The sequence below is a fragment of the Alteriqipengyuania abyssalis genome, assembly GCF_019857185.1.
Classification (GTDB): Bacteria; Pseudomonadota; Alphaproteobacteria; order Sphingomonadales; family Sphingomonadaceae; genus Alteriqipengyuania; species Alteriqipengyuania abyssalis.
The window spans coordinates 825,112-845,663 of the sequence record NZ_JAHWXP010000002.1 but is presented as its reverse complement, the minus strand read 5'-3'; the positions used below and the strand labels follow the sequence as shown (position 1 = coordinate 845,663).

24 protein-coding genes and 1 other RNA gene are annotated in these 20,552 nt (G+C 66.8%); 15 read left to right on the top strand and 10 right to left on the bottom strand.

What is annotated here, in order from left to right:
• Positions 1 to 9: 9 nt before the first annotated feature.
• The 4 genes from ndk to KYN89_RS09260 all read right to left on the bottom strand — a co-directional run bounded on the left by ndk (position 10) and on the right by KYN89_RS09260 (position 2,607).
• Positions 10 to 432: a nucleoside-diphosphate kinase gene (ndk, locus tag KYN89_RS09275; protein ID WP_010234237.1), complete on the bottom strand. Its 423-nt coding sequence runs from the start codon at positions 430 to 432 to the stop codon at positions 10 to 12.
• A 97-nt stretch (positions 433 to 529) separates the two neighbouring features.
• Positions 530 to 1,024, bottom strand: coding sequence for a DNA polymerase III subunit chi (locus tag KYN89_RS09270; RefSeq protein ID WP_248285095.1), 495 nt, complete (start codon positions 1,022 to 1,024; stop codon positions 530 to 532).
• Positions 973 to 1,134, bottom strand: a complete 162-nt coding sequence (locus tag KYN89_RS09265; protein ID WP_222824777.1) for a DUF2256 domain-containing protein — start codon at positions 1,132 to 1,134, stop codon at positions 973 to 975. Before KYN89_RS09265 ends, KYN89_RS09270 begins: the two co-directional genes overlap by 52 nt.
• A gap of 12 nt (positions 1,135 to 1,146) precedes the next feature.
• Positions 1,147 to 2,607, bottom strand: a complete 1,461-nt coding sequence (locus KYN89_RS09260) for a leucyl aminopeptidase (protein ID WP_222824776.1) — start codon at positions 2,605 to 2,607, stop codon at positions 1,147 to 1,149.
• A 143-nt stretch (positions 2,608 to 2,750) separates the two neighbouring features.
• On the opposite strand from KYN89_RS09260, the gene KYN89_RS09255 reads away from it, so the two are divergent.
• The 8 genes from KYN89_RS09255 to KYN89_RS09220 all read left to right on the top strand — a co-directional run bounded on the left by KYN89_RS09255 (position 2,751) and on the right by KYN89_RS09220 (position 12,340).
• Entirely contained in the window at positions 2,751 to 5,081 is a 2,331-nt protein-coding gene (locus tag KYN89_RS09255; protein ID WP_248285094.1) for an LPS-assembly protein LptD, read from the top strand.
• Between the two features lie 139 nt (positions 5,082 to 5,220).
• A complete protein-coding gene (locus tag KYN89_RS09250; protein WP_346727221.1) occupies positions 5,221 to 6,621 on the top strand; it encodes a peptidylprolyl isomerase in 1,401 nt (466 codons plus the stop codon).
• 4 nt (positions 6,622 to 6,625) lie between these two features.
• Positions 6,626 to 7,513 carry a 4-hydroxythreonine-4-phosphate dehydrogenase PdxA gene (gene pdxA / locus KYN89_RS09245; RefSeq protein ID WP_222824774.1) on the top strand — a complete coding sequence of 296 codons (888 nt, stop codon included), beginning with the start codon at positions 6,626 to 6,628 and terminating at the stop codon, positions 7,511 to 7,513.
• Positions 7,510 to 8,334, top strand: a complete 825-nt coding sequence (gene rsmA, locus KYN89_RS09240) for a 16S rRNA (adenine(1518)-N(6)/adenine(1519)-N(6))-dimethyltransferase RsmA (RefSeq protein WP_222824773.1) — start codon at positions 7,510 to 7,512, stop codon at positions 8,332 to 8,334. The genes pdxA and rsmA overlap by 4 nt, the downstream gene beginning before the upstream one ends.
• A 41-nt stretch (positions 8,335 to 8,375) precedes the next feature.
• Positions 8,376 to 9,587, top strand: coding sequence for a hydrolase (locus KYN89_RS09235; RefSeq protein ID WP_222824772.1), 1,212 nt, complete (start codon positions 8,376 to 8,378; stop codon positions 9,585 to 9,587).
• On the top strand, positions 9,584 to 10,597 hold the full coding sequence (locus KYN89_RS09230) for an arginine N-succinyltransferase (RefSeq protein WP_222824771.1): 1,014 nt from the start codon (positions 9,584 to 9,586) through the stop codon (positions 10,595 to 10,597). The genes KYN89_RS09235 and KYN89_RS09230 overlap by 4 nt, the downstream gene beginning before the upstream one ends.
• A 116-nt stretch (positions 10,598 to 10,713) precedes the next feature.
• Positions 10,714 to 11,964 (top strand): N-succinylarginine dihydrolase, encoded by a 1,251-nt coding sequence (locus KYN89_RS09225; protein WP_222824770.1) that lies wholly within the window; start codon positions 10,714 to 10,716, stop codon positions 11,962 to 11,964.
• A 124-nt stretch (positions 11,965 to 12,088) separates the two neighbouring features.
• Positions 12,089 to 12,340 carry a hypothetical protein gene (locus KYN89_RS09220; protein ID WP_222824769.1) on the top strand — a complete coding sequence of 84 codons (252 nt, stop codon included), beginning with the start codon at positions 12,089 to 12,091 and terminating at the stop codon, positions 12,338 to 12,340.
• Positions 12,341 to 12,637: 297 nt separating this feature from the next.
• On the opposite strand, the gene ssrA is transcribed toward KYN89_RS09220, so the two are convergent.
• Positions 12,638 to 12,993: a transfer-messenger RNA gene (gene ssrA, locus KYN89_RS09215) on the bottom strand.
• A gap of 103 nt (positions 12,994 to 13,096) precedes the next feature.
• Positions 13,097 to 13,561, bottom strand: a complete 465-nt coding sequence (gene mscL, locus KYN89_RS09210; RefSeq protein WP_222824768.1) for a large conductance mechanosensitive channel protein MscL — start codon at positions 13,559 to 13,561, stop codon at positions 13,097 to 13,099.
• A 158-nt stretch (positions 13,562 to 13,719) separates the two neighbouring features.
• On the opposite strand from mscL, the gene KYN89_RS09205 reads away from it, so the two are divergent.
• The 6 genes from KYN89_RS09205 (at position 13,720) to KYN89_RS09180 (ending at position 17,904) form a co-directional block, all read left to right on the top strand.
• Complete coding sequence (locus KYN89_RS09205; RefSeq protein ID WP_222824767.1) at positions 13,720 to 14,403, top strand: LemA family protein; 684 nt, start codon at positions 13,720 to 13,722, stop codon at positions 14,401 to 14,403.
• 11 nt (positions 14,404 to 14,414) lie between these two features.
• Positions 14,415 to 14,936, top strand: a complete 522-nt coding sequence (locus KYN89_RS09200) for a TPM domain-containing protein (RefSeq protein WP_222824766.1) — start codon at positions 14,415 to 14,417, stop codon at positions 14,934 to 14,936.
• Entirely contained in the window at positions 14,933 to 15,763 is an 831-nt protein-coding gene (locus KYN89_RS09195; protein ID WP_222824765.1) for a TPM domain-containing protein, read from the top strand. The genes KYN89_RS09200 and KYN89_RS09195 overlap by 4 nt, the downstream gene beginning before the upstream one ends.
• Positions 15,763 to 16,434, top strand: coding sequence for a TPM domain-containing protein (locus KYN89_RS09190; RefSeq protein WP_222824764.1), 672 nt, complete (start codon positions 15,763 to 15,765; stop codon positions 16,432 to 16,434). Before KYN89_RS09195 ends, KYN89_RS09190 begins: the two co-directional genes overlap by 1 nt.
• A gap of 130 nt (positions 16,435 to 16,564) precedes the next feature.
• Positions 16,565 to 17,137 carry an NUDIX hydrolase gene (locus tag KYN89_RS09185; RefSeq protein ID WP_222824763.1) on the top strand — a complete coding sequence of 191 codons (573 nt, stop codon included), beginning with the start codon at positions 16,565 to 16,567 and terminating at the stop codon, positions 17,135 to 17,137.
• Positions 17,122 to 17,904 carry an SDR family oxidoreductase gene (locus tag KYN89_RS09180; RefSeq protein WP_222824762.1) on the top strand — a complete coding sequence of 261 codons (783 nt, stop codon included), beginning with the start codon at positions 17,122 to 17,124 and terminating at the stop codon, positions 17,902 to 17,904. The genes KYN89_RS09185 and KYN89_RS09180 overlap by 16 nt, the downstream gene beginning before the upstream one ends.
• A gap of 72 nt (positions 17,905 to 17,976) precedes the next feature.
• Here KYN89_RS09180 and KYN89_RS09175 read toward each other — a convergent pair whose 3' ends face one another.
• The 3 genes from KYN89_RS09175 to KYN89_RS09165 all read right to left on the bottom strand — a co-directional run bounded on the left by KYN89_RS09175 (position 17,977) and on the right by KYN89_RS09165 (position 18,630).
• On the bottom strand, positions 17,977 to 18,192 hold the full coding sequence (locus KYN89_RS09175; RefSeq protein ID WP_010234197.1) for a PspC domain-containing protein: 216 nt from the start codon (positions 18,190 to 18,192) through the stop codon (positions 17,977 to 17,979).
• A gap of 151 nt (positions 18,193 to 18,343) precedes the next feature.
• Positions 18,344 to 18,457 (bottom strand): hypothetical protein, encoded by a 114-nt coding sequence (locus tag KYN89_RS09170; protein WP_010234194.1) that lies wholly within the window; start codon positions 18,455 to 18,457, stop codon positions 18,344 to 18,346.
• Positions 18,458 to 18,510: 53 nt separating this feature from the next.
• Positions 18,511 to 18,630 (bottom strand): recombination protein F, encoded by a 120-nt coding sequence (locus KYN89_RS09165; protein WP_222824761.1) that lies wholly within the window; start codon positions 18,628 to 18,630, stop codon positions 18,511 to 18,513.
• A 240-nt stretch (positions 18,631 to 18,870) separates the two neighbouring features.
• On the opposite strand from KYN89_RS09165, the gene recF reads away from it, so the two are divergent.
• On the top strand, positions 18,871 to 19,956 hold the full coding sequence (gene recF, locus KYN89_RS09160) for a DNA replication/repair protein RecF (RefSeq protein WP_222824760.1): 1,086 nt from the start codon (positions 18,871 to 18,873) through the stop codon (positions 19,954 to 19,956).
• A 13-nt stretch (positions 19,957 to 19,969) separates the two neighbouring features.
• Here the strand turns inward: recF and KYN89_RS09155 are convergent, their stop codons facing one another.
• On the bottom strand, positions 19,970 to 20,419 hold the full coding sequence (locus KYN89_RS09155; protein ID WP_346727220.1) for a DUF805 domain-containing protein: 450 nt from the start codon (positions 20,417 to 20,419) through the stop codon (positions 19,970 to 19,972).
• Between the last annotated feature and the right edge of the window lie 133 nt (positions 20,420 to 20,552).

Below are 20,552 nucleotides of genomic sequence, written 5' to 3'. Positions count from 1 at the left end.
GGCCGAAGCTTAGCCGACGATCTCGTCGTCGCTGAAGAAGAACGCGATTTCGGTCGCGGCGTTTTCGTCGCTGTCCGAGCCGTGCACGGAGTTCGCTTCGATCGATTCGGCGAACGCCTTGCGGATCGTGCCTTCTTCGGCGTCGGCCGGGTTGGTCGCGCCCATCACGTCGCGGTTGCGCTTCACGGCGTCTTCGCCTTCAAGCACCTGCACCACAACGGGGCCGCTGGTCATGAAGGCGACCAGTTCACCGTAGAAGGGGCGCTCTGCGTGGACTTCGTAGAACTTCTTCGCCTGGTCTTCGCTCATCTGGATGCGCTTGGAGGCGACGACGCGCAGGCCGGCTTCTTCCAGCATCTTGGTGACCGCGCCGGTCAGGTTGCGGCGGGTGGCGTCGGGCTTGATGATCGAAAAGGTGCGGGTAACCGCCATGGTCTTGTTCCTTGCGAATTGTAGGGGGAGAATTTTGTCGCGCGCGCCCCTAGCAGCTTCCACGCCAACGGCAAGACCGCGCGGGCTGCTGCGGACGTCAGGCGACCTTCACCCAGCGCCCGTCCTTCTGTTCGAAGAAGCTGCGTTCGAGGCCTTCGGCCGCGCTCACCTCGCGCCAAGCGGTGCGCGCGGCGTCGCGCTGTTCGTCGCCGAACAGCAGGAACACGCGCTCGAACCGATCGCCCGCCAGCGCTTCTGCGCGCCAGTGCCCGTCGGCGAGGATGCAGGCAGTTGCCGCGTTGGTGGACACGCACGCCTCGCCGATCAGGATCGGCTGGTCCGCATCATGCGCCCCGCCCGCCTGCCCGTTGGCGAGGAAGCCTTCGGGCCGCGCCTCCCACAAGGTGGTGGAAACCGATTCGCGCTGCGCGGCATCGCCGCTGACAACCAGCGCGCGCCCGCCCTCTGCCAGCACACGCTCGGCAATCATCGCGACCACGCGTTCCGCCGGATCGCGGGAGAGGAGCCAGAAATCGACCTTCACGAGCCCGCGCCAGCCGATTTGGCCGCCCGGCGGCACCGCTCCGAACAATATTTCACCGCGTCCCAGTCCCGCTCCCACTTCTTCCGCCAGGCGAAGGGCAACCCGCAGGCCGCGCAAGGTTTGCTCGGCAGGTCGCCCTTCTTGCGCATTTTGGGCATGCGGGCTCTCGCCTAGCCCTCGATCACGTCGCGGACATACTGGTCGAGCAGGCGCACGCCGTATCCGGTCGCGCCCTTGCCGTAGGTTGCGCCCGGCTTGTTCGACCACGCCATCCCGGCGATGTCGAGGTGCGCCCAGGGCATCCCGTCCTTGATGAACCGCTGGAGGAACTGCGCGGCGGTGATCGAGCCTGCTTCGCGCGGGCCGACGTTCTTCATGTCCGCGATCGGCGAATCGATCAGCTTGTCGTAAGCCGGGCCGATCGGCATCCGCCACACCTTGTCGCCGCTGGTCGCGCCTGCGGTGGACAGGTTGCCCGCCAGCGTATCGTCGTTGGAGAACAGACCCGCCTGTTCGTTGCCCAGCGCGATCAGCATCGCGCCGGTCAGCGTGGCAAGGTCGATCACCGCAGCGGGATCGAACTCGTTCTGCGCCCAGTGCAGCGCATCGCACAGCACCAGCCGCCCTTCGGCGTCGGTGTTGATGACCTCGACCGTCTGGCCGCTCATCGTGGTGACCACGTCGCCGGGACGCTGCGCCTTGCCGTCGGGCATGTTCTCGACCAGCCCGCACACGCCCACGACGTTGGCCTTCGCCTTGCGCTTGGCCAGCGCGACCATGGTCCCTGCGACAGCACCTGCGCCGCCCATGTCCCACTTCATGTCTTCCATGCCCGCACCCGGCTTGATCGAGATGCCGCCGGAATCGAAGGTCACGCCCTTGCCGACCAGCAGCGTGGGCTTGGCGCCCTCATCGCCGCCGTTCCAGCGCATCGCGAGGATGCGCGAGGGGCGGTCCGAGCCCTGCCCGACGCCGAGCAGCGCGCCCATGCCGAGCTTTTCCATCTGGGCATCGTCGAGCACGATGATCTCGATCCCCGTACCCTCGAGCGCCTTGCGGCAGCGTTCGACGAAGCTTTCGGGGTAGAGGACGTTGGCGGGCAGGGTGACCAGTTCCTTGGTGAACTCGACGCCTTCGGCCAGCGCGCCCTCACGCTGCCACGCGGTTTCGATGCCGTCGGGCGCGCCGACGATCACCGCGCTCTTTAGCGAAACCTTCTCAGCATCCTTCTGCGTGGTGCGGTATTCGTCCCACCGCCACGCGCGCAGCCGCAGGCCGAGCAGCACTGCGGCGGCGTCTTCCGCGGAAAGACCCGCACCGGTCAGGTCGAGCGCGATCGTGCTTTCGCCCGAGGTCAGGAACTTCGCCGCCAGCGCGCCGCCCGCCTTTTCCAGATTGGCGCGGCGGTCCTTCGCCTTGGGATCGCCCGCACCCGCGAGCGCGACCCGCAGCACCTTGCCATCGCGTTCGACGAACCCGTCGACAACCTGGCCTGCCGATCCCTTGAACCGCGACCGCTTGGCACCTTCGGCCAGTGCGGGTTCGATCCCGTCGGGCAGGCTGTCCTTGTTCGCGATCGAGGCGATCAGGACGGCATCGGAGGGAAGGCTGTCGGCGAAGGTGATTTGCATGTGGTGGGGGTCCCTTGGATGATCTCGACCGGCGGCGCGGGGAACTACCTCCCCCGTGTCGCGCGGGCCACTAAAGAGCCGCGCCTGCGCGCGCTGCCGCAAGTGCGATTGCGATTAGGCAGGCTCGGTGCAATAGGCAAGGCATGCGCCTGACCGATCGTTCCGCGTCGCCTGCCTTTGGTGGCCGCGCCTGCCTGCTGAGTGGTGCCGCATTGGCGGTGATGGCGACGATCGCGTGGCCCAGCCTCGCGCACGCCCAGGATGCGCCGCAAAGCGAGCCGCAGAGCGGCCAGCAGGCGGACGAGGAGAGCTCGGTCGACGAGGCGGTGTCCGACTATATCGACGGCGATCAGCCGCCCGGCACCCCGCGCGAGATCGGGTTCGAGGCGGATAGTCTGGAATATGATTCGCAGGCCGACACGGTGATCGCGCGCGGCAACGTGCTGCTGCGCGAGGGCGAGCGTTCCGTGCGCGCCGATCAGGTCCGTTGGGATCGCCCCGCCGGGCGGATCGATGCCAGCGGCGGCGTGCGCTACGTCGATGGCGACGGCAACCAGCTCTATGCCGAACAGCTGGAGCTGACCGACACCTTCGAAGCGGGCGCGCTGGAAGACCTGCTGCTGGTGCTGCGCGAAGGCGGCAGGCTTGCGGCGGAACGCGGCGAGCGTGCGGGCGACGGACGCATTGCGCTGACCAGAGCGGCCTATTCGGGCTGCCCGGTGGTGGACGAGGATGGCTGCCCCAAGCAGCCCAGCTGGAAGATCACCGCCGAACGGGTCGTCTACAATCCCGACGCCAACACGGTGCGGTTCGAACAGGGCTATTTCTCGCTGTTCGGCGCGCGCATCGTGCCCCTGCCCACGCTGGAGCTGCGCACCGACGGCGGCCCGCAATCGGGCTTCCTCGTCCCCAGCCTGCGCATCTCGCGCTCCAACGGGGTGGAGGTCAGCGGCAGCTATTACTGGCGGCTCGCCGAAAACCGCGACCTTGAACTGGGTGCGCACGTGTTCACCGACGCGGCCCCGATGGCGCGTGCGACCTATCGCACCCTGTCGGACAAGGGCGCGTTCCAGGCGACCGGCTATGCCACGGTCAGCCGGCGAATCGACCTCAACACGGGCCTGCCCCAGACCGACGAGGATTTTCGCGGCTACTTCGCCGCCAACGGGCGCTACCAGTTCGACGAGAACTGGAGCTTCACCGGCTCGGTCCGTCGCGCCAGCGACCGCACCTTCCTGCGCCGCTACGACATCAGCCGCGACGACCGGCTGCGCACCGTGGGCGAGCTGGAGCGGATCGATGCCAACAGCTATTTCGTGGTCGCGGGCTTCGCCACGCAGACCCTGCGGCTGGGCCAGCCGCAGGGCGAGGTGCCCGTCGCGCTGCCGCTGATCGATTACCGCCGCCGGATGTCTGAGCCGCTGCTGGGCGGCACGGTGACGCTGCGCGGCAATACGCTGGGCATCCTGCGCGAGGATGGGCAGGATACCCAGCGCGGCTTCGCCTCCGCACAGTGGAACCTGCGCCGGGTGACCGGCCTTGGCCAGGTGGTGGAACTGACCGCGCTGGCGCGCGGCGATGTCTACAACACCAACAATTCGGCGGCGACCACGGTTGCCAGCTATCGCGGGCGCGAAGGGTGGCAGGGCCGCGCGATCGGGCTTGCCGCGATCGACGTGTCGTGGCCGCTGGTCGGCCCGATTTTCGGCGGCACCCAGGTGCTGACCCCGCGGGTCCAGGTGGTCGCCACCCCGCCCATCCGCAACGCCGCGATCCCCAACGAGGATTCGCGCTCGATCGATCTGGAAGACGTGAACCTGTTCTCGCTCAACCGCTTCCCGGGGGATGACCGGTTCGAAGACGGCGCGCGGGTGACCTACGGGGTCGACTGGCAGTTCACCAAGCCGGACTGGCAGGTGACCGCCAATTTCGGCCAGTCCTACCGGCTCGACGACAAGCCGATCATCTTCCCCGACGGGACCGGCCTGTCGGACAGGTTCTCCGACTTCGTCGGCCGGGCGCGCGTGCGCTACAAGGATTTCGTCTCCTTCACCTACCGCTTCCGGCTGGACAAGGACGACTTCACGCCGCGCCGTACCGAGGTGGATGCGACCATCGGATCGCGGCGGACCTATGCCGAAATCGGCTATCTCAGGCTCAACCGGGACATCCCCAACATCAACGAGGATCTGGGCGACCGCGAGGAACTGCGCGCGGCGGGCCGGGTCGCCTTCGCCCGCTACTGGTCGCTGTTCGGTTCGGCGGTGGTCAACATGACCAATCGCGACGAGGACCCGACACTGCAGGCCGACGGGTTCGATCCGATCCGTACCCGGATCGGGATCGCGTACCAGGACGACTGCATCGATCTGGGCCTCACCTGGCGGCGCGACTACGCCACCCAGGGCGACGCATTGCGCGGCAATACGTTCGAACTGACCTTCCGCCTGCTCAACCTCGGCTTCGGTGGATGAGCGCCACGATTGGCACAGCCGCGCGAACGCGCTAGAGGCTCCCTCCGCAGAATACTCAGCAATGGTTCAGCCAGATCGCGCGAATGCGCTCCTCCGGCGGGGACCCATCGCCCGCACCAGCGACCAACAGGCTATCTTCGTGACCGACAGCATCAGCATTATCAGCAAGATCTCCACCTCGTTCGCCGCGTTTGCGATGGCGACGATGCCGATCGCGGCGCAGGCCCAGCAGGCGGGCGACGCGGCGCAGCAGGACGCGCCGCAGCCCTCCGCAGCGCAGCAGGCGGCGAGCGACGGCCCCTTCGGTATCCCCGCCGAGGTGGTCCGGCCGGATCATCTGGACCCGAACATGCGCACCGCGACCGCCAAGGTGAACGGTACGGTCATCACCGGTACGGACATTGATCATCGGGTCGCGCTGGTGCTCGCCGCTTCGGAGCGCAAGGAAATCCCCGCCGATCAGCTGCAGGCGCTGCGGATGCAGGTGCTGCGTAATCTGATCGACGAAACGCTGCAGATCCAGGCCGCCGCCGCGCAGGACATGGAAGTCACTTCGGAAGAGGTGAACCAGCGCTACGCCATCCTGGCGCAGCAGAATTTCGGCAGCAATCCGCAGCAGATGGACAAGTTCCTGCTCGCCGCAGGCTCGTCTCCCGCCACGCTCAAGCGTCAGATCCAGGGCGAGATCGCGTGGCAGATGCTGCTTCGGCGCAATGTGGCCCCCTTCGTCAACGTCTCCGCCGAAGAGGTCAATGACACGATCGAGCGGCTCAAGACCTCGCGCGGGCAGGAAGAATACCGCCTCGCCGAGATTTATCTCTCGGCAACGCCCGAAACCGCCGCGACCGTCGAAGCCAATGCCGAGCAGATCATGGACCAGATCCGCGCCGGCGGCAGCTTCCAGGCCTATGCCCGGCAGTTCTCCGAATCGACCACTGCCTCGGTCGGCGGCGATCTCGGCTTCGTCCGGCTGGGCACCCTGCCCGGCCAGATGGCCGAGGTCGCGACCAAGATGACCCCCGGCCAGCTGGTCGGCCCCGTGCCGATCCCGGGCGGCTACGTCATCATGCTGCTGCTGGACAAGCGGCAGGTGCTCACCGCCGACCCGCGCGATGCCGTGCTCAGCCTCAAACAGATTGCGATCACCTTCCCGCAGGGCATGAGCCAGGATCGGGCGAATGAACGCGTTCAGGAATTCGCCAGCGCGATCGGCACGATCCGCGGCTGCGGCGATGCGAACCGGGTGGCCGAATCGGTCGGCGCGAGCGTGGTCGACAATGATTCGATCACCTTGCGCGATCTGCCGCCGCAGCTGCAGGCTTCGCTGATGGACCTGCAGGTCGGCCAGACCACGCCGCCGTTCGGATCGATGGAGGATGGTGTGCGGGTGCTGCTGCTGTGCGGCCGCGACGATCCGGAAGCGAGCGGCGAACCCGATTTCGACCAGATCATGGACCGGATCGAGGAAGAGCGGATCAGCAAGCGCGCCCAGCGCTTCCTGCGCGACCTGCGCGACGACGCGATCATCGAATATAACTGATCCGGTGACCCAGTTGCGCCCGCTGGCCGTTACCATCGGCGACCCGGCGGGCGTCGGGCCGGAGATTGTCGCGCACATCATGCGCCGCGAGGCCGAGCTTGGCCTGCCCCCGTTGCGGGTGGTCGGAGAGCGCGGCTCTCCGGTGCGTCCCGGCCAGCCGGATCGTGCATCGGCCCAATGCGCTCTCGATGCGCTGGGGCAGGCGGTCGCCATGGTCCGCTCGGGCGAGTGCAGCGCTCTGGTGACAGGCCCGGTGGCCAAGTCCGCGATTGCCCAGATCGATCCCGCCTTCGTCGGCCAGACCGAATTCCTCGCCGATGCCTGCGGGCTGCCGCGCGAGGATGCGGTGATGATGCTCGCCGGGCCGTCGCTCAAAACCGTGCCGATGACGGTGCATTGCGCCCTGGCCGATGTGCCCGCGCGCCTCTCGCACAACCTGATCGTGCAGCGCAGCCGGATCGTCCACGCGGCGCTGCGCCGTGATTACGGCATCGACGCTCCGCGCATCGCGATCGCCGGGCTCAACCCGCACGCGGGCGAGGATGGCCGCATGGGGCGCGAGGAGATCGAGGTGATCGCCCCCGCCATCGCCACCCTGCGCGAACAGGGCATCCACGCCACCGGCCCGCACCCCGCGGACACCCTGTTCGCGCCCCACAAGCGCGGCAGCTACGATGTCGCGATCGCGATGTACCACGATCAGGCGCTGGTCCCGATCAAGGCGCTCGACTTCGACGAGGGGGTCAATGTCACGCTCGGCCTGCCGATTATCCGCACATCGCCCGACCACGGCACCGCGTTCGACATTGCGGGCAAGGGGATCGCCCGGCCCGACGCGATGATCGCCGCGATCCGCATGGCGGGCGAGATTGCCGCGCGGCGCGCCCGATGACCGACCTTCCCCCCCTTCGCGAAGTGATTGCAGCGCACGGGCTCAGCGCGTCCAAGGCGCTGGGCCAGAACTTCCTGTTCGACGAGCAGTTGCTGGCGCGCATCGCGGCGGTGCCCGGCGACCTCTCTGGCAGGAACGTGCTCGAAGTCGGCCCCGGCCCCGGCGGCCTGACCCGCGCATTGCTGCGCGCCGGGGCGAAGGTCACCGCGATCGAGATGGACCGCCGCTGCCTGCCCGCGCTGGCAGAACTCGCCGAAGCCTTCCCCGGCCAGCTGACCGTGATCGAGGGCGATGCGCTGAAGATCGACCACGATGCCATCTTCGATGGCGAGCCCTACGCGATCCTCTCCAACCTGCCCTACAACGTGGGCACCGCGCTGTTCACCCGCTGGATGGGAGGCGAGCAATGGCCGCCCAACTGGACCTCGCTCACCCTGATGTTCCAGCAGGAGGTCGCGCAGCGGATCGTCGCGCAGCCGGGTGGGTCTGCATACGGACGCCTCGCGGTCCTCGCCCAGTGGCGCAGCACCGCGAAGCTGGCGATGAAGGTCCACCGCAGCGCCTTCACCCCGCCGCCCAAGGTGATGAGCGCGATCGTCCATGTGACTCCCGCTGCAATGCCCGAGGGCGGTTCGGCCGCAAAGCTGGAACAGGTCACCGCCGCCGCCTTCGGCCAGCGCCGCAAGATGCTGCGCCAGAGCCTGAAGGGTGTGCCGGGCGCACTCGATGCGCTGGAGACGCTGGACGTCGATCCGCAAAGGCGCGCCGAAACGCTCGACGTCGGGGAATTCGTGGCGCTCGCCCGCGCGCTGTCCACCTGACCGGGCTTGGCCCGCCGCGCCGCGCAGGCTAGGCCCCCGGCATGAACAGACTTTCCGGCCCCCTCCAGCAGGCCATCGAAACCATCGACGGCGCGGCAATGCTCGCGCAGGTCGAACGCTGGGCACGCATCAATTCCGGCACCGCCAACATCGAAGGCCTCGCCCGCATGGCGGAGGAATTGCGAGAGGCCTTCTCCGCCCTGCCCGGCACGATCACGCTGGAAGACCCCGCGCCCGTCACCGCCGTGGACCCCGCTGGCAAGGAAACCGCGGTACAGAACGGCAGGCACTTCGTGCTGCGCGTGCGGCCTGAGGCGCAGCGACGCTTCATCCTCACCGGACACATGGACACTGTCTTCCCCGCCGATCACCCGTTTCAGGACCTGACCTGGCTCGACGACGAAGTGCTCAACGGGCCGGGCACGGCGGACATGAAGGGCGGCCTCGCCATCATCCTCGCCTCGCTGACCGCGCTCGAGCAGATCGAGGCGTGGCAGCAGATCGGCTACGATGTGCTGATCAACGCCGACGAGGAAACGGGCTCGCTCTCCTCCGCCCCGCTGATCGAGGAACTGGCGCAGGGCAAATACGCCGCGCTGACCTTCGAGCCTGCCGCGACGCCCGAGGGCACGCTCGCCCATGCGCGCGGTGGCAGCGGGAATTACAGCCTGACCGTCACCGGCAAGTCCGCCCATGCCGGGCGCAATCCGCACGATGGCCGCAACGCGATCGTCGCCGCATCAACCCTCGCAGTGCGGCTGAAAGAATTGCAGTGCGACGACATCAGCGTGAACCCGGCCAAGATCGATGGCGGCGCGGCCAACAACGTCGTGCCCGACCATGCCGTGCTGCGGTTCAACATCCGCCCGAAGGAGCCCGCTGCGGCGGAACGCTTCGAGGCGGAAATGCACGCGCTGATCGGCGAGGTGAAGCAGGCCCAGGAAGTCGATATCGCAATCCACGGCGGCATCTCGCGCCCGCCCAAGCCGGTCGACCGCAAGGCGCAGGCGCTGTTCGATCTCGTGCGCGAATGCGGTGCCGAGCTGGGGCAGGAGATCGACTGGAAATCCACCGGCGGCGTGTGCGACGGCAACAACATCGCGGCGACCGGCGTGCCGGTGGTCGATACGATGGGCGTGCGTGGCGGCAAGATCCACTCGCCCGACGAGTTCATGATTGCGCCAAGCCTTGCAGAACGCGCCGCGCTCGCGGCGATGGTCCTGCACGGACTGGCAACGGAGGATGTCCTGTGAGTTTCGTAATCCGCCCCTCGCGCCAGGACGACCTCGAGCATCTGTACGAAATGGCCAAGCTGACCGGCGGCGGGTTCACCAACCTGCCCGCCGATCGCGATGCGCTGACGGGCAAGCTGGAACGCTCGGCCAGGGCTTTCGCCAATACGGGCGACGAGCTGGTCGACGAGACCTTCCTGCTGGTGCTGGAGAATACCGAAACCGGCGCGGTGCGCGGCACTTGCCAGCTGATGACGCAGGTCGGCCAGCAATGGCCGTTCTATTCCTACCGCCTCAACACGCTGACCCAGTACAGCCAGGAACTGGACCGCACGGTGCGCGCAGAAATGCTGCATCTGGTGACCGATCTGGAAGGGTGCAGCGAAGTCGGCGGGCTGTTCCTCCACCCCAATGAACGCGCCGGAGGCCTCGGCCTGCTGCTCGCGCGCAGTCGCTACCTGTTCATCGCGATGCACCGCCAGCGGTTTGCCGAGCGCGTGCTGGCCGAACTGCGCGGCATTATCGACGATCGCGGCGGCTCGCCTTTCTGGGACGGGGTCGCCGGGCGTTTCTTCGGGATGACCTTCCAGGAGGCCGACTATTTCAACGCGATCAACGGCAATCAGTTCATCGCCGACCTGATGCCCAAATATCCGGTCTATGTCGCAATGCTGGACGACGATGCACGCGAGGTGATCGGCCTGCCCCACCCCACCGGCCGCGCGGCGATGCGGATGCTGGAGAAGGAAGGCCTGCGTTTCGAAGGCTATGTCGACATTTTCGACGGCGGCCCAACCATGCTCGCGCGGACCGACGATGTGGTGAGCGTGGCCGATGCCACGCCGCGCACGCTCGACAAGGCGCAGCTGGATGGCGGGGAGCGGGCGCTGCTGGCAACCGGTACGCTGACCGATTTCCGCTGCTGCTACGGCACCCGCAACGTGGACGGCGAGCGGCTCGAAATCGGCGCGGAATGCGCGAAGACGCTGCGGGTAGGCGAAGGCGACACGGTGTGGAGCGTGCCGCGATAGCCCTTCCCCACAACACCCGTCAGGGCTGAGCCTGTCGAAGCCCTGCTCTTCCTTCGAGCGCGGGTCCAAAAGTCAAAAACAGCCCTTCGACAAGCTCAGGGCGAGCGGAGTCTGGAATGCCTCTCAAAGAGATCAACTTCGACGGGATTATCGGCCCCTCGCACAATTACGCGGGGCTGAGCCTCGGCAATATCGCCAGCGCGAGCCATCGCGGGCAGACCAGCCACCCGCGCGAGGCGGCGCTGCAGGGCCTCGCCAAGATGCGCGGCAACATGGCGCGCGGGCTTCCGCAGGGCTTCCTGCTGCCGCTGCCGCGCCCCAACGGCGTGCTGGGCGATGCGCTGGCGCTCGACGGCAGCGAAGATCCTGCCCTGCGCGCCGCGCCCTGGTCCGCCTCGGCCATGTGGACCGCCAATGCCGCGACCGTCTCGCCTGCGCCCGACACACGCGACGGGCGCTGCCACCTGACGCCAGCCAACCTCATCACCATGCTCCATCGCGCGCAGGAATGGCAGGATACGAAGGCGCAGCTCGACATCGCCTTCGGTGATGCAAAGCACTTCGCAGTCCACGACGCGGTGCCGCCCACTTTCGGGGACGAGGGCGCGGCCAACCACATGCGGCTTTGCGAGAGCCATGGCGAGGAGGGCGTCGAGGTATTCGTCTATGGCCGTTCGGGCGGCAAATTTCCCGCGCGCCAGCACGAGCAGGCAAGCCGCATTGTCGCCCGCATGCACGGGCTCGATCCGAAACGCACGGTGTTCATCGAACAGAACCCCGAAGCGATCGAGGCGGGCGCGTTCCACAACGACGTGGTTGCCGTGGCGAACGAGCGGGTACTGTTCACCCACGCCCGCGCCTTCGCCGATCCGCAGGCGGCCTACGGAGCGATCCGCGAGGCCTTCCCCGCGCTCGAACTGGTCGAAGTGCCCGAGAGCGCGGTGAGTCTCGAAGAGGCGATCCGCACCTACCTGTTCAACGCGCAGCTGCTCACCCTGCCCGACGGCACCATGGCGCTGGTCGTCCCCAGCGAGTGCCGCGAGAGCGAACCCGTCTGGCGGTTCTGCGAGCAGATGACGGCGGGCAATGGCCCGATCCGGCAGGTGATCCCGGTCGACGTGCGCCAGTCCATGGCCAATGGCGGCGGCCCCGCCTGTCTGCGCCTGCGCGTGGTGGCGGACCCGGCGACGGTCGATCCGCGCTTCCTGCTCGACGAGGCGAAGGCGAGCCGAATCGAGGCGGTCATCGCCGAGCATTGGCCCGAAGCGATCGAACCGGCCCAGCTTGGCACCGATGCGCTGAGCGAACAGGTCCGCGCGGCACGCGGCGCGCTGCTCGACGCGCTCGATCTCAACGAATTAGGGTAAACGCTCTGGTTACCCTGTCGGGTAAGCTTACAATGGCCCGCCCGTTAACCAGCGCGCGCCGCAGGAACCCTCATCTGGCACAGGCTTTGCGTAGGTAACTCGCCCGGCCGTGTTAAGGATGAAGATGCTCCGCAAGATTTCCCGCCTGTTCGTGATCAAGACCCGGTTCGAGGCGTTCCTGATCATCTACGCGCTCGCGCTGGGCGCAACCGCGCGCGGGGCCAACTATCTGGAGCAATATCCCGGCTGGGGCGGCAAGCTGCTGTTCCTCGCCTGCTCGGCGGCGGTGTTCATGGCGGGGGCGAAGATCTTGGACTGCCTGAGGCACGAGAAGGCGGCGCGAGAAGCGCAAGGCCAATCCACACAGGGACGCTGAGAAGCCGCGAAAATAGATAGCGGATTTTCATCATCTTCGGTCGAGATCGAGGCGAGAATGGTGATCGGCGAGAACCGGCGCGCAGCGACCATCAAGGTCGTGAGCACCGGAAGCGCAGCCGGTTGCCGTTCGCAGGCCGATATCGATCGAAGAGGGGGAAATCCAAGGTGGGGGATTCTGTTGCTAGGCTCCCGAGTCTTTGTTTTCGGGGCGAGGACCGCTGCACCATCGGGGAGCGCGGTTCATTCAAGCTAGCGGAGGTGGGGCGGTTCTGTTGCTAGGCCCGCCCCGAGCCCCCGGTATCCGTTCTGTTGCCCGGTCGGTCCAACCGCGCTTTAGCTTTGTAAATTCAGGGCGTTAGCCCGTCAAATTACGCAGCGAGAGCGAGTGCTTCGTTATCGTTGGCACTTGTGAAAAGAGCTTTTTACGGAGTGCTCATTCCGGGCAAAAACGATGCCTTTCAACGCATGTCGATCCTGGTTCGGCCCCATCAGGAAGCCCGCCCCCTCTCGCTAGTGGGACCGGGCCTTTTGGTGGAGCCGCCGGGTACTGCCCCCGGGTCCATTGCGTCTATTATACACCGCAGTTTATCACCATAGCCGGCCGAAACCGGCACCGACCTATATAGGCGCTGCGCGCTTAATGTGAAGTGTACCCGAACATCGTCACCCCCGCGCAGGCGGGGGTCCCGCTTCTTTGGCGTTCAGAAGTACGAAAGCGGGATCCCCGCCGTCGCGGGGATGACGGGAGGGTGCTCTAACCCCGCTCCGCCTTCAGCTCCGCCAGAATCTTCTTCAGCACGTCGAGCTGCGGGTCAGTCGGCACCTCGTCGCTCTGCGAACTATCCTCCACCTCGGCCTGCTTGCGCTGCATTTCCTCGGTCACGCGGTTCACGCCGCGCACCAGCAGGAACAGCGCGAAGGCGACGATCAGGAAGTTGATAATCGCAGTGATCAGCGCGCCGTAGCCGATCATCGCCACGCCAGCCTCTTTCAACTGCTCGTAATTGTCGAGCGCACCGTCGTAGCCTTCGGGCACCTCGCCCAGCCGCAGGAACCAGTTGGAAAAGTCGATGTCACCGAACAGCCAGCCGATCAGCGGCATCAGCACCCCGTCGGTCAGCTGCTTCACGATCCCGCTGAACGCCGCGCCGATCACCACGCCGACCGCCAGATCGATGACGTTGCCGCGGGCGATGAATTTCTTGAATTCCTTGAACATGCGAGAGGTGCCCCCTTCGTCTGCCGCCTGTCTCGCACCTCTTGTGCACAAGGCGATGGGGCGAGACAATCTTGCCCCCGATTGCGCCCACAAATCCTTGCACCGGCGGGGGCGTGTCGTATATTGGCAATACACCATTTTTCCGGAGAGATAATTCGATGGCGTTCCGCACTTTCGCTCGCTCGATCCTGCTCGCGCTCGGCCTCGTGTCGCTGAGCGCATGCGGCATCAACTCGGTCCCCACGGCAGAGGAAGAGGCCAATGCCCGCTGGGCCGACGTGCAGAGCGCGTACCAGCGCCGCGCCGACCTGGTCCCCAACCTCGTCAACACGGTGCGCGCCGCTGCGGCGAGCGAGGAGGATATCCTGACCCAGGTGATCCAGGCCCGCGCCAGCGCCAGCCAGGTGCAGCTGACCACCGAGGATCTGAACGATCCGGCCAAGATCCAGCAGTTCGACCAGGCGCAGAGCCAGCTTGGAGGCGCGCTTTCGCGGCTGCTCGTGACGGTTGAGAAGTATCCCGAACTTCAGAGCCAGGCGCGTTTCGCGGACCTGATGACCCAGCTGGAAGGCACGGAAAACCGGATCGAAGTGGCGCGCAACCGCTACAACGAGGCGGTGCAGAACTATAACACCACGATCCGCACCTTCCCCGCGACGATCGCCGCCAACGTGATCTACGGCGCGAAGCCGATGGAAGGCTTCAAGGCGCAGGCGGGTAGCGAGATCGCGCCCGAAGTGAACTTCGACGACATGAGCAGCCCCAGCGCCGCCGCGCCCGCCAACGACAACGCCGCAACCGGCGCTGCTCAGAACGAGGCCGCGACCGGGACCGACAATTGATCGGACGGCGAATGCCTGTCCGCTGGGTCGCCATCCTGCCGCTTCTACTGGCTGCGTGCTCGCTGCCTGCCGAAACCCTCGAACCGTCGGGGGTGGCGCAGCGGCCGGATGGCCCGGTGCTGGACGAGGCCGCAATCTTCGCGCCCGCCGCCGAGGCCGTGCTCGACCGGGACCTGACCGACTACCGGCGCACGTCGGGCGTAGCGCTGGTGGTCTTCACCGACGCATCGCTCGGCGGCGAGTCGATCGAGCATGTCGCGAACCAAACGTTCAATGAATGGGGCATCGGTGACGAGACGACGAAGTGCGGCCTGCTCGTCCTCGTCGCGCCCGAAGAAAAGATGGTGCGGATCGAGGTCGGCTACGGGCTGGAGGACGATATTTCCGACGTCCTCGCCAAGCGCATCATCGAGAATGCGATGATCCCACTCTTTCGCGCAGGCGACATTGCCGGTGGCACGCTGGCCGGGGTCGAGGAACTCAAGCGCGCCGCCCCCAATCCCCCGCAATGCCATGAAGGTGCCCCCTCGTGACTCTGCTTAGAACCCTGATCCTGTTCGCCCTCGCGCTGCTCGCGCTCCCCGCAGCGGCGCAGGAGCTGCCGCCGCGTCCCGATGGGCCGGTCTACGACGGCGCGAACATGATCGACGCCGCGACCGAGGCGAAGCTCGACGAGGAACTGCGCGCCTATAACGATGCGACCGGCCGCGCGGTGATCGTCGCGACCGTTCCCAGCCTCGATGGCGAGACGGTCGAAGGCTATGCCGTCAAGCTGTACGAGACCTGGGGCATCGGCGGCGAGAAGACCGACGAGGGCGCGCTGTTGCTGGTCGCGAAGGAAGAGCGCAAGATCCGGATCGAGGTCGGCTATGGCTCCACCCCCACCCTGACCGATGCGATGTCCGGGCGGATCATCCGCAACACGATCGCCCCCGCCTTCAAGCAGGGCGATTTCAGTGGCGGGATAGCGGCGGGGGTCGCGCAGATGATCGAGGCGCTCGACATGGACCCGGCGACCGCCAAGGCGATCGAGGAAGCGGAGGCCACCGCGCGCGCACAACGCGGAGACGAGGTGACTGGCGCAACCATCGGCGGCGCCTTCGTCTGGCTGATCCTGATCTTCGCCTTCATCGCCATCTTCGGGCGCGGCAAGAAAGGCCGCAGGCGGCGGCGCTACGGCGCGGGCAGCGCGGTGGGCGATGTGCTGCTGTGGACCGCGATCAACTCGGCACTTAACTCCGGCGACCACGATCACTGGGGCGGCGGTGGTGGCGGCTTCGGCGGGGGCGGAGGCGGCGGTGGTTTCGGCGGCTTCGGCGGCGGCATGTCCGGCGGCGGCGGCGCGAGCGGAGGCTGGTGATGCAGATAACCCACGCAGATAGCGAAGCGGTGACCCGCGCGGTCGCCGAAGCGGAGCTGAAAACTTCGGGCGAGATCGTCACGGTCGTGGCGCAGGAGAGCGACGGCTATACCGATGTCGCGCTGGCGCTATCGGCATTGGTCGCCTTCACCGGGCTGGTGCTGCTCGCCTTCTTTCCCGATCCCGTCACCGGGCTGGTGGATACGCTGTCGGGCGGTTGGAACAGCGAATGGACCGCGTCGGGCCTGCTGGGCCTCGCCAGCGCGATCACCATCGTGCTGTTCCTCGCCACCTTTGCGCTGACGCTGAGCCCGGCGGTGCGCTTCGCTCTCATCCCGGGCCGGGTGAAGACGTTGCGGGTGGAAGACGCCGCGATCCGGCATTTCAAGGTCGGCGCGGAACGGCGCACGCATGGCCGCACCGGGGTGCTGATCTTCGTCTCCTTGCGCGAACATCGCGCGCAGATCGTGGCCGATTCCGCGATTGCCGAGCAGGTGCCGCCCGAAGTGTGGGGCGATGCGATGGTCGACATGCTGCGCGAGATCAAGGCGGGCCAGCTGGGCGCCGGGATCGCGGCGGGCGTGCGCGACGTGGGCGAAATCCTCGCGCCGCACTTCCCCCGCGCCGACGACGACCAGAACGAGCTGCCCGATCGCCTGATCCAGCTTTGATGGCCAGGACAACCTGAACCTCCCCTCCTCCTGGGGAGGGGTCGGGGGTGGGGGTTCGACCTCTCGGCCCCGAGTACTCCCTCCCCAACCCCTTCCCTTAAGGGAAAGGGCGTTTTAGGGCCCGCCTGACATGACCTATCCCCCCGACCACGACGCGCCCGAGGAAATCCGCTGGCAGGGCGACTATATCGTCGCCAAGCAGCGGGGCCGGTGGGAATATGCCAGCCGACCGCGCAATATCCGCGCCGCCGCGATCATCGCGATCGACGCCTCCGATTCCGGGGCACATGTACTGCTCGTCGAACAGTACCGCGTACCGCTGGGCCGCCGCTGCCTCGAAATCCCCGCCGGGCTGGTCGGCGACGATGACGGTGCGTCGGACGAAAGCGCGATCACCGCCGCGCACCGCGAGCTGGAGGAAGAAGCTGGCTACCGCGCCGCGAAGATTACCGATCTGGGCGAGTTCTTCTCCAGCCCCGGCATGGTCTCGGAAGGCTTCTCGCTGCTGCGCGCCGAAGGGCTGACAAAGGTCGGCGATGGCGGCGGCGTCGATGGCGAGGATATCACGGTCCACCGCGTAAAGCTGGCCGAGCTGGCCGCTTTCGTGGACGAGAAACGCGCAGCAGGGGTTGCTCTCGACGTGCGCCTCGCCATGCTGCTGATGACACAGAAAATTGGAGAGAACGGATGGCTGGACGGGTAGCGGGCAAACTCGCACTGATTACGGGCGCGGCGCAGGGGCTTGGCGCTCAGGCCGCGACCACGCTGGCGCGCGAGGGTGCGCGGGTGCTGTGCACCGACATCAACGGCGACGGCGCGCAGGCGACCGCCGATGCGATCAACGAAGAGCTGGGCGCGGATACCGCCTTTGCGATGACGCACGACGTGACCGAGCCCGACCAGTGGGACGCGGCAATCGCGATGGCGGACGACAAGCTCGGCGGGCTGAGCATCCTGCTCAACAATGCCGGCATCGGCGTGCGTGGCAATATCGAGACCTGCACGCTGGAGGAATGGCGCCGCGGCTTCGCGATCAATGTCGATGGGCCGTTCCTGGGCTGCCAGAAGGCGCTGAAGCTGATGAAGGACAATCAGCCCGGCTCGATCATCAATATCAGCTCGATCGCGGGTCTGATCGCGAGCGATACCATGCCCGGCTATAATGCCAGCAAGGCGGCGGTGTGGATGCTGACCAAGTCGGTCGCGCTCTATTGTGCGAAGATGGGCTGGAATATCCGCTGCAACTCGATCCATCCGACCTTCGTCGATACGCCCATTCTGGATGGGATCGGCAAGAATGCCGGGCTCGACAAGGAAGTGGTGATGGGCAAGCTGGCGCGTCAGATCCCGCTCGGGCGGGTTGGCAAGCCGCAGGAAATCGCCAATGGCGTGCTCTATCTCGCCAGTGACGAGAGCAGTTTCATGACTGCGGCGGAGCTGCGGCTGGATGGCGGCATTTCGGCAATGTGAAGAAGGCTTGGTGCGGGGGCGATCCACTCGCCCCCGACCGGGAGTTGTGGCCGGAGTGGGCCTCCGGCCGGGTCAGTCGGCGATCGCCCACAGGATGAGATAGGCGATCAGCGGGGCGCCGGTCAGGAAGATGGTCGTCAGCACGAAGGCGAGGCGGACCATGGTGACATCCCAACCGAAATAGTTGGCGATCCCTGCGCAGACCCCGGCGATCGAGCCGCGCTGCTTGTCGAGGCGGAACTCGCGGGCGGGCCGCGATGCGTGGCGGTCGGTGTCGAGCTGGCTCATGCGACCATCCCGGCAGTATCGACCATCACGGGCACGATGGCGAAGGCGAAGGCGAGGCCGGTGAAGGCGAGTGCCCCGGCGGCGGCGAGCAGGTTGCGGGTAAGCGATTGCATGGTGTCGGTCTCCAGTGAAGAATCTGTGGTGGGGTGGCTCAGGCGATGACCAGGCCGGTCGGGCTGGCAGGGATGATCGCGGTGGCGAAGAACATGGCCGAGATGCCGACTGCGAAGACGGCGGCGAAGGTGTTGCGAGCGATGGATTGCATGGTGAGTGTGTCCTTTGAAAAGCGGTTTGTGAGGTAGGTCAGGCGATGATGGTTCAGACGATGACCAGGCCGGTGGGGCTGGCGGGGACGATCGCGGTGGCGAAGAAAACGGCGGAGATACCCAGCGCCATAACGGCTGCGAACATGCGGCTGCGGAGGTCGGTGGTGGTCATGTGAGTGGTTCCTTTCGTGTTTCCGGGGGACCATCCCGCCGGATATCGACTACTTTGCAGGAGCCGTGCCAAGTTCAAGAAATGGCGGAAATGCGCGGGTTAGAGGTGAGCGAAGCGACAACCACTCGTTCACCTTTCCGAAAGCTTGGGGATTTTTCCCAACTCTTGGAGGCGGGCTTTTCACGCATTCCGCTGGCCTGCATCCCCGCGCCGCGCTAGGCCCCGTTCTCAAAGGCCCCCATGGCGCTCGACCGCATCTCGATCCTCGATTTTCGCAACCATCGGCAGACCGCGCTGGAGGACACCGCGCGGTTCAATCTGCTCGTGGGCGCGAATGGTGCGGGCAAGACCAACGTGCTCGAAGCGCTCTCCCTGCTCGCCCCGGGGCGCGGGTTGCGGCGGGCGAAGCTGCCCGAGATGGCGCGGATCGACGGGCCGGGCGGATTTACCGTCGCGGCACGGCTGCAGCCTGCCGACGGCGCGGAGCCGGTCCAGCTGGGCACCGTGGTCGATGCGGCACAACCCAATCGTCGCCGGGTGCGTGTCAACGGGGCGGAGCGCAGCGCGCTGGGCCTGTCCGAATGGCTCTCGGTCCGCTGGTTGACCCCGGCGATGGACGGGTTGTTTACCGACAGCGCGGGCGCGCGGCGGCGCTATCTCGACCGGCTGGCGCTGGCGACCGCGCCGGGCCACGCCGCGCTCTCCAATCGCTACGAAACCGCGCTGCGCAACCGCAATCGCCTGCTCTCGGACGATGCGCCGCCCGATCCGCAATGGCTCGATGCGCTTGAGGCGCAGCTGGCGGAGCATGGCGCAGCGATTGCCGCCAATCGCCGCGCGCTGGTCGAGGAGTTGAACCGCGAGCTGGAGGCGCAGGCCGATGCGCTCTTCCCCCGCCCGCTGCTGGCGATCGAGCCGACCGGGCCGGAGGAGCGCGCCGCGCTGGCCGAGGCTCTGCGCGGCAATCGTCGGACGGAACGCCGCGCAGGCCGCACGCTGATCGGCCCGCATCGCGCGGAACTGGCGGTGACGCTGGCCGACAAGGGCGTACCCGCCGCCCGCGCCTCGACCGGCGAACAGAAGGCGATGCTGATCGCGATCACGCTGGCGCACGGCGCGCTGGCGACACGGGGGCGCGCAGGGCTGTTGCTGCTGGACGAGGTCGCCGCGCATCTCGACCCGCAGCGGCGCGAGGCGCTGTTCGCGCGCCTCGCCGCCAATGGCGAGCAGGTGTGGATGACCGGGACCGAGCGGACGCCGTTCGACCCGATCCTGCCCGACGCCGCCGTGTGGGACGTGTCGGGCGGTTCGCTGCGGCGGATCTGAGCCCGCCCGCTGCCTATTCGAAGGTCGCGGCGGTCACCTGCTCCTTGGGACTGGGCCCGAACCTGTTCGGCCCCGGCGTTCCCGGCAGCGCCATGATGACGATGAAGGCGATGCTCGCCAGCAGCCCGATCAACGGGATGAAGCCGAGAATGATGAAGCCGAGATACCACCAGCCGGTCATGTCGCGATCGTGCAGGCGGCGCACCGATACCGCGATGCTGGGGATCAGGATGACCAGCCCCCACAGCAGGAACAGCATGCCGACCCCGCCGAAGATCAGCGAATAGGCCGACGCCGGGTCGTTCGGGTCCGAAGCTTCGAGCTGCTGCATGGTCGATCCCGTCCCCAGCACCGCGATCGCGAGCACCAGCGAAACGAGCATGTTGAGCAGGGCGAACATCCAGAATTCGAGCCTGCGCGAACGGCCCTGAAAATCGAAATACCGCTTAAACGGCAGAATCATCCACTGCATCATTGGTCCCCCAAGCCATTGGGCGTGCCTCTACCCGCCCGTGCGTTACCCGGCGATATTGCGCATGGCCGCAACGCTGCCGCAAGACCCAGCATCGCTGCTTCCATGCATCTCGACGCAAAAA